4 protein-coding genes and 1 pseudogene are annotated in these 8,734 nt (G+C 70.2%); 2 read left to right on the top strand and 3 right to left on the bottom strand.

The window, feature by feature from the left end; genetic code table 11:
* Positions 1-785, top strand: a pseudogene (locus tag AOK23_RS07220) (serine/threonine protein kinase); the annotation flags it as partial.
* A gap of 81 nt (positions 786-866) precedes the next feature.
* Here AOK23_RS07220 and AOK23_RS07215 read toward each other — a convergent pair.
* Positions 867-5,843, bottom strand: coding sequence for an NAD-glutamate dehydrogenase (locus AOK23_RS07215; RefSeq protein WP_055711913.1), 4,977 nt, complete (start codon positions 5,841-5,843; stop codon positions 867-869).
* A gap of 746 nt (positions 5,844-6,589) precedes the next feature.
* Here AOK23_RS07215 and AOK23_RS07210 point away from each other — a divergent pair.
* Positions 6,590-7,156 carry a DJ-1/PfpI family protein gene (locus AOK23_RS07210; RefSeq protein WP_055522898.1) on the top strand — a complete coding sequence of 189 codons (567 nt, stop codon included), beginning with the start codon at positions 6,590-6,592 and terminating at the stop codon, positions 7,154-7,156.
* A gap of 103 nt (positions 7,157-7,259) precedes the next feature.
* On the opposite strand, the gene AOK23_RS07205 is transcribed toward AOK23_RS07210, so the two are convergent.
* Entirely contained in the window at positions 7,260-7,931 is a 672-nt protein-coding gene (locus AOK23_RS07205) for an HAD family hydrolase (RefSeq protein ID WP_055711912.1), read from the bottom strand.
* 94 nt (positions 7,932-8,025) lie between these two features.
* Positions 8,026-8,541 carry a DUF6912 family protein gene (locus tag AOK23_RS07200; RefSeq protein WP_055711911.1) on the bottom strand — a complete coding sequence of 172 codons (516 nt, stop codon included), beginning with the start codon at positions 8,539-8,541 and terminating at the stop codon, positions 8,026-8,028.
* Between the last annotated feature and the right edge of the window lie 193 nt (positions 8,542-8,734).

Genomic DNA, 8,734 nt, shown 5'->3' with positions numbered 1-8,734 from the left:
GCTACGGCTACCCGCAGCCCGCCGCCCAGACGTACAACCTCACCCCGCAGGCCCCCGCACCCGCCCCGACGCCGCCCAAGAAGAGCCGCCGGGGTCTGAAGGCCGGCCTCATCGCCCTCGTCCTCGTCCTGGCGGTCGGCTCGGGCGCCACAGCCGCCGTGTACCTGATGGGCAAGAAGGACGACAACAAGGGCTCCAGCAGTACGGCGAGCGGCGACAAGGCCAAGAACGAGGAGAAGGACAAGCCGAGCCCGACACCGACCGAGTCGGAGACGGGAACGGACGGCGGTCAGGGCTCCGGGGACACCACCGGGGGCACCGGCACCACTCCCACGGGCTCCGCGCCGCCCGCCGAGGGCGCCAAGTACACCAAGATCGTCGACAGTGTGCCGATCACGGTCAGGGGCCCCGACTCCGGGCTTGACACCACGTACGTGGACCTCGACCAGCCGCTGGTGGACCCCACCAGCTCCCAGATGGACTACGAGGACGCGGAACTGCGCATCGACGGCTCGGCGGTGTCGTTCGGCACCTCCATGGGCGAGGCGAACGGCTCCACGGACAAGGAGTGCCGCGCGGGCGCGGACCAGAACCCCTACACCGACAGCCTGTCCGCCGAGTCCATCAACCGGGACGAGCAGATCGCCAAGGGCGACTACCTCTGCACGATCACGAGTGACGGCAATCTCGCCCTGTGGGAGGTCACCGAGGTGAAGTCGCCCCAGGACCAGGACTACATGCCCGACATCCGCGGCACCGTCACGGTCTGGAAGATCACGACCTGACGGGTCCGGCAGAGAAGGGGGCGCCCCCGGGTTCCGATGAACCCGGGGGCGCCCCCTTTCCGTCGTGCCCTCGCGTGCGCGCTACGAGTGGCTGCGCAGCAGGGTGCGCATCGTGCGCATGGCCACCGACAGGTTGGCCAGGTCGAACGCGTCGGAGCCCTGGATCTCCTCCAGCGTCGTCCGGGCGCGGCCCAGGATCGGCGCGTTCTTCTGCTCCCACACCTTGAACCGCTGCTCCGGCGTGGACGTGCCGTTGCCGGCGGACAGCACGTCGGCGGTGAGGGAGGCGTGCGCCGCGTACAGGTCCTCGCGGATCGCCGCGCGGGCCATGGACTGCCAGCGGTCGGCGCGCGGCAGCTCGATGATGCGGTCCATGAGCTGGGTGATGCGCAGCCGGTCGGCGAGGTCGTAGTACACCTCGGCGACCTCCATCGGCGTCCGGCCGACCCGGTCGGCGACGGCGACGATGTCGAGCGTCGGGAACGCCGAGGAGAAGCCCGCCACCCGGGTGGCCAGTTCCTCGGGGACGCCGACGCCGGCCAGCTCGTCGTAGATCTTCTGGTACCACTCCAGGTCCGCGCCGCGCAGCAGCTTGGGCAGCTCGCCCCAGACGAGGTCCACGCCGTCCTTGAAGAAGGCGATGGTCTCGCTCAGTTGCAGCGGCTGCGGCCGGTTGTTGAGCAGCCAGCGCGTGCCGCGCTCGACGAGGCGCCGGGAGTGCAGCCGGATCCGGGTCTGGACGTCGGCGTCGACCCTGTTGTCCAGGCCCTCGACGGCGTCCCACACCGCGCCGGATCCGAAGATCGCGCGGGACGCGGTCTGCGCCCGGACGATCTCCTCCAGTGAGGCCCCGGTCTCCTCTCGCAGCCGGTGCAGGAAGCTCGTACCGCCCGTGTTGACGGTGTCGTTGACGAGCAGGGTGGTGATGATCTCCCGGCTCAGCGGGTGGCTGTCGATGTGCTCGGAGAACTGCTGGCGCAGCGCGGTCGGGAAGTACGTGTGCAGCAGGGTGCGCAGGTACGGGTCGTCCGGCAGCGAGGTGTGCAGCAGCTCCTCGGCGACGGTGATCTTCGTGTACGCGAGGAGGACGGCCGTCTCCGGCCCGGTGAGGCCGTGCCCGGTGTTCAGCCGCTCACGGATCTGCCGGTCGGTGGGGAGGAACTCCAGCGCCCGGTCGAGGTGGCCCTCCCTGACCAGGTGGCGCATGAAGCGCTGCTGGGCGTGGAGCATGTCCTTGGACTGGGCGAGGGCGTTGGCGATGGCCGTGTTCTGCGCGTAGTTGTTGCGCAGGACCAGCCGGCCGACCTCGTCGGTCATCTCCGCGAGCAGTTTGTTGCGCTGCTTGACGGTCATGTCGCCCTCGGTGACCAGGCCGTTGAGCAGGATCTTGATGTTCACCTCGTGGTCGGAGGTGTCCACGCCCGCGCTGTTGTCGATGGCGTCGGTGTTGACCCGTCCGCCGTTCTGCGCGAACTCGATCCGGCCGAGCTGGGTCAGGCCGAGGTTGCCGCCCTCGCCGACGACCTGGACCCGCAGGTCCCCTCCGTCGACGCGGATGGCGTCGTTGGCCTTGTCGCCGACGTCGGCGTGCGACTCGGCGCTGGACTTGACGTATGTCCCGATGCCGCCGTTCCACAGCAGGTCGACCGGCGCCTTGAGGATCGCCTTCATCAGGTCGGCCGGGGTCATCTTGGAGATCTTCTCCTCGATGCCCAGGGCGTCCCGGATGTGGCCGTTGATCGGGATGGCCTTGGCGGTACGCGGGAAGACGCCGCCGCCGGCGGAGATCAGCTCGGCGTCGTAGTCCTCCCAGCTGGAGCGCGGGAGTTCGAAGATCCGGCGCCGCTCGGCGTACGAGGTGGCCGCGTCGGGGTTGGGGTCGATGAAGATGTGCCGGTGATCGAAGGCGGCGACCAGCCGGATGTGCTCGCTGAGCAGCATGCCGTTGCCGAACACGTCACCGGACATGTCGCCGATGCCGACGACGGTGAAGTCCTCGCTCTGGGTGTCGACGCCCAGCTCCCGGAAGTGCCGCTTGACGGACTCCCAGGCGCCGCGGGCGGTGATGCCCATGCCCTTGTGGTCGTAGCCGGCGCTGCCGCCGGAGGCGAAGGCGTCCCCGAGCCAGAAGTTGTACGACTCGGCGACCTCGTTGGCGATGTCGGAGAAGGTCGCGGTGCCCTTGTCGGCGGCGACGACGAGATAGGTGTCGTCCTCGTCGTGCCGGACGACGTCGGCGGGCGGGACGACCTCTCCGGCGACCATGTTGTCGGTGATGTCGAGCAGCGCGGAGATGAAGGTCCGGTAGCTGCGGATGCCCTCGGCGAGCCAGGCGTCGCGGTCCACCGACGGGTCGGGCAGCTGCTTGGCGACGAAGCCGCCCTTGGCGCCGACCGGCACGATCACGGTGTTCTTGACCATCTGCGCCTTGACCAGGCCCAGGATCTCCGTGCGGAAGTCCTCACGCCGGTCGGACCAGCGCAGTCCACCGCGGGCGACCTTCCCGAACCGCAGGTGCACGCCCTCGACGCGCGGCGAGTACACCCAGATCTCGAACGCCGGGCGCGGCGCCGGCAGGTCGGGGATGGCCTGCGGGTCGAACTTCATGGAGACGTAGTCGTGCGGCTTGCCGCCGGCCGCCTCCTGGAAGAAGTTGGTGCGCAGCGTCGCCTTGATGACGGTGAGGAAGGACCGCAGGATGCGGTCCTCGTCGAGGGAGGCCACCTGGTCGAGCGCGGCGTCGACCTCTTCGAGGAGCGCGTCGACGATCTCCCGTCCGGCCCGCTGCCGGTCGGGCGACATCCGCGCCTCGAACAGCGACACGAGCAACCGGGTGGTGTGGACGTTGTTGCGGAGGGTGTCCTCCATGTAGTCCTGGCTGAAGGTGGACCCGGCCTGCCGCAGGTACTTGGCGTACGCCCGCAGCACCATGGCCTGCCGCCAGGTGAGCCCGGCGCTCAGCACCAGGGCGTTGAACCCGTCGTTCTCGGCCTGCCCGGTCCAGGTGGCGGCGAACGCCTCCTGCACGCGTTCGCGGGCGTCGCCGCCGAGGAAGTCGCCGGCCGCCGACCGGGGCATGCGCAGCCCGAAGTCGTAGATCCAGGCGGTCGTACGGTCCTCGCGGCGCAGCTCGTAGGGCCGCTCGTCGATGACCTCGACGCCGAGCCGGTTGAGGACGGGCAGCACCGCGGAGAGCGAGACCGAGCCGCCCTTGCGGTAGATCTTGAACCGCCGTTCGTCGGGCGCGGCGCCCACGGGCTCGTACAGGCTGAGCGCGAAGTCCTCCTCCTCGCCGAGCTGTTCGATGTTGACGAGGTCGGCGACGGCGGAGCGGGGGCTGTGGTCGGCCTTGTAGCCCTCGGGGAAGGCGTTGTGGTAGCGGCGCAGCAGTTCGGCGGCGCGTTCCTCGCCCAGTTCGGCGTTGAGCGCCTCGCCGAAGCCGTCGGCCCAGGAGCGGGCGGCCTCCACCAGGCGGGCCTCGACGCGCTCCTTGTCGGCGTCGGTCAGCTGGGGCAGCTGGGTGCCCTGCGGGACGCGGACGACGAAGTGCAGCCGGGAGAGGATCGACTCGGTGTTCCAGGCGGTGAAGTCGACGCTGGTGCCGCCGAGTTCCTCCTTGAGGATGTCGATGATCCGCAGCCGTACGCCGGTGGTGTACCGGTCGCGCGGCAGGTAGACGAGGGCGGAGTAGTAGCGCCCGTACTCGTCCTGCCGCAGGTAGAGCCGCAGGCGCCGGCGTTCCTGGAGGTAGAGCACGGAGGTGACGATGGACCGCAGCTCGTCGGCGGGCGTCTGGAACAGCTCGTCGCGCGGGTAGGTCTCCAGGATCTGGAGCAGGTCGCGTCCGTCGTGGCTGTTGGGCGAGAAACCGGCGCCCCTGAGGACCTCGTCGACCTTGCGCCGGATGACGGGGACGCGGCGGACGGACTCGGTGTAGGCGGCCGAGGAGAACAGTCCGAGGAACCGTCGCTCACCGACGACGTTCCCCTCGCTGTCGAACTTCTTCACGCCCACGTAGTCGAGGTAGGACGGCCGGTGGACGGTGGCGCGGCTGTTGGCCTTGGTGAGGATGAGGAGCTTGTGCTCGCGGGCCTTGGCGCGGGCGTCGGCGGGCAGCCGCTCGAAGGAGGAGCTGACGGGGTGGTCGTCGGGCCCGGCGTGGTGCGGGTCGGCCCGCAGGATGCCGAGCCCGGTCCCGGCCACGGCGGCGAGGGTGTCGTCGGGGCGCAGTTCGTACTCGCGGAACCCGAGGAAGGTGAAGTGGTCGTCGGCGAGCCAGCGCAGCAGCTCGCGGGCCTCCTCCACCTCCTGGTCGCACAGGTCGCCGGCGGTGGGTTCGGTGGGCAGTCCCTCCGCGATCCGCAGCGCCGCGTCCCGCATCTTCTCCCAGTCCTCGACGGCCTCCCGCACGTCGGACAGCACCCGCAGCAGGTCGTTGGTGATCTGCTTCAGGTCGCCCCGGTCGGTCTCGCGGTCGATCTCGACGTGGATCCAGGACTCGATGTGCGCGTCGTGCGGCAGCGTCTCGCCGGCGGCCACGGCCGCCGCGGCGGCGGCGACGGCGGACGGCTCACTGACCAGCTCGACGAGCTTGCCGGTCACATCGCGGCGGACGACGACCTGCGGGTGGATGACGACGTGGATGCCCCGTCCCTGCCGTGACAGCTCATTGGTCACGGAGTCGACGAGGAAGGGCATGTCGTCGGTGACGACCTCGACGACGGAGTGGCTGCAGGTCCAGCCGTTCTCCTCCACGGTCGGGGTGTGCACCCGCACGTTGGCCGTGCCCTGAGGGCGGTTCTCGGCCAGTCGGTAGTGGGAGTAGGCGGCTCCGAAGACATCGACCGGGTCACGGCCGCTCAGGTCCTCCGGGGCGGTGTGCAGGTAGTAGCGCTGGAGGAACGCGAGCACGGTGTCGTGGTCCGGGGTGTCCGGTGCACCCTCGGCACTCTCGCTCGTCGTCCCAGTCGGTAGGTGCCCCCCGACCGGGCTGTTCTCAGCTACCCGGGCGGCCCTCTCGAGCAACTCGGCCTTGGCTTCGTCCAGCTTGGTCTGCATTGTCCTCTGGCTCCTGTCGCGCGCCGTTGCGTGACGTAGAAGGAAGTACGGCCTCGGCCCCTCCGACGCGACGGCACAACACGGGGTGTCCGGTCTGCTTCGACGCTATGCCGCGGGGTGAGATGAGCGGGAGGTAATCGGCCATTCTGGCCACCGAACAGGGGTGTGACGCTGCTCTCGGCGTCGGCCTGGTGACTTCGTTCGGCGCCCCGGGGGCCTTCAGGCCCCCCACCCGCCCGCAAGGACCAGCGACCGCCGCCCGGTCACGGATGTCGTCCGTGCTCACCGGGCGCGGGGCAGGGACGACGACGTCCCCGCGAACTATCGCGCTGATCACGCCACTAAGGCTATCGCTCCTTACAGGCCCCCCGTCATGAGCCGTATGTGTACAAAACCGGGGCCAGAACTTTGACATTCCACACAGAGACAACCACCCGACCTCCACACTCACCCCGCCCACCCGAGCATACTCCCGCTCAACTGTGCCTCCTGGGCAGGGCGCGGCCAGGGTTTTTCCCGTGGGAGGGGCCCGACCCGGGGGCGGGGCCGGACGCCGGGTGACCGGAATGCGCCGGGTGACGGGTCGAGGCGACAATCGGAGGGTGAGGCTGCCGCCAAGCAGGTGGCGAAAGGCCCGCGCCGGAACCGCACCGCCGCACACCCCCTTGGCAAACCCCCACCCTGGATGCACGTTGCCCAGGACACCCCGACGAGACGAACCACCACGAGGCCGAGGGGAACCCGCCATGACAGCCAAGATCCTCATCATCACCGGTGACGCGGCCGAGTCACTGGAGGTCCTGTACCCCTACCAGCGCCTGCGGGAAGAGGGCTACGAGGTCCATATCGCGGCCCCCAGCCGCAAGCAGCTCCGCTTCGTCGTCCATGACTTCGAGCCCGGTTTCGACACCTATACGGAGAAACCGGGGTACACCTGGCCCGCGGACCTGGCCTTCTCCGAGGTCGACCCCGGCCAGTACGTAGCCCTCGTCATCCCCGGCGGCCGGGCACCGGAGTACCTCCGCAACGACCCGGAGCTGCGCAAGATCCTGAAGTCGTTCTTCGACACCGACAAGCCGGTCGCCCAGATCTGCCACGGGCCGCTGCTCACCGCCGCCGTGGACGCGCTCCACGGGCGCCGCGTCACCGCGTACCCCGCGCTGGAACTCGACATGCAGTCCGCGGGGGCGACCTTCCAGGACACCGAGACCGTGATCGACGGCACCCTGGTCTCCGCGCGCGCGTGGCCGGACCACCCGAGCTGGATGCGCGAGTTCCTGAAGGTCCTGCGGACGAAGGCCCCGGCGACCTGAGGGCGACGGGGGCAGGAGCCGCGACCCAAGGGCCTATGGGCATGAGCGGGGGGCGCCGGAACCGGCGCCCATCCGAGCCGGTGGTCATCCGGTCGGCGACGCGCTACGCCGCCAGCCGCTCGGCCTCCACGACCGCCTCCTCCAGGGTGTCCACCACGGGCACCCCGGGCACCGTCTCCAGACTCGCCCGGCTGTGGGAGCCCCCGGTGTAGAGGACGGCCCGCGCCCCGACGTGCCGGGCGGCGACGGCGTCGTCCGCGGCGTCCCCGATCACGACGGTCCGCTCCGGCTCCACCCCGACGAGTCGGCGCAGGTGCCGCACCATGTGCTCGGCCTTGCTGCCCCCGGACGGCCCCCGCCGCCCGTCTACCCGTATGAAGTGCGGCTCGATCCCGAATCCCCGTACCAGCGGAACGAGTTCCTCATGCACGTACATGCTGAGGATCGACTGGCTGTGCCCCTCGGATCGCCAGTCGGCGAGCAGCGTGGGCACCCCGTCGGTGAGCCCGCACGCGACCCGGTGCTCGGCGTAGTACCGATGGAAGACGGCGTCCATGGCGTCCCACTCCTCATCGGTGGGCAGCCTCCCGATCAGCCGCTCGTAGAACTTCGGCACCGGCACGCAGTACAGCTCCCGGTACCGCTCCAAGGTGAGCGGCTCGATCCCCAGCTCGGCGAACGCCGCGTTCGTCGCCCCGATGATCGCCTCGTTGTCATGGAACAGCGTGCCGTTCCAGTCCCAGACGATGTGCGCCCCAGCGCCGTGCTTCCCCATACCGAAAAACTACCCCTCACCACTGACAACGCACCGTGACCTTGAGTACGCACCCCGCAAACGCGTACGTATCACCGGCCGCGCGGCGTCGGTGTCACTCCCCGAGCCCCACCAGGTTCGGGATCTCCTGCGTCGCGTACCACAGCAGCTCGTGGTCGTCCGCGCCGTCGACGATGAACTGGGCGTCGTCGTCGCCCTGGTCCGCCGCGCCGAGCGCGTCCGCCGCCTCGGCCACCTCGACCTCGGCCTCCGCCGAGTCGACGTGCACGGCCGCCGCCTTGGACAGCGGCACCGGCCCGGCGACCCGCACCTCGCCGAGCGCCGTCGGGTCGAGCCCCCGGTCGGGATCGGCGACCGCGTCCCGGTCGGCCACGTCCACCGCCACGACGACCCGGCGCCGAACGGCACCCGGCTCCACGGCGACCAGCCGCAACGACGCGAGCGCGGCGCGGTTCAGGGCGGCGTACTCCAACTCCTCGATGTCGTCGGACAGGTACCACTCGCGCAGCGCCGGCGTGACGGCGTACGCGACGAACGGCCCCTCCCCCAACTGCCCCGTCTTGTACGCCTCGGCGAGCCCGGGAAGGGTCAGGGGGACGTAGACGCGCATGGCAGGCCGCTTTCGTAGTCGTGTTCGCTGTCAAGGCTCCGCGGAGGGCTCCGACGAGGGGTCCACCCCCGCCGGGAACGATCCGTACCCCGCAGGGATCGCTCCCGCACCCGGAAGGCGCCCGGGGCGGTACGAGGAGTCGGTCCCGACGGTCCTTCAGGATACGTGCGGCGTCCCCTTTCGAGCCCCCGCC

This window comes from Streptomyces torulosus (genome assembly GCF_001419765.1).
In the GTDB taxonomy this organism is placed as follows: Bacteria; Actinomycetota; Actinomycetes; order Streptomycetales; family Streptomycetaceae; genus Streptomyces; species Streptomyces torulosus.
Note: the sequence above shows the minus strand (reverse complement) of the source record. Positions and strands in the feature narration are given on the sequence as shown.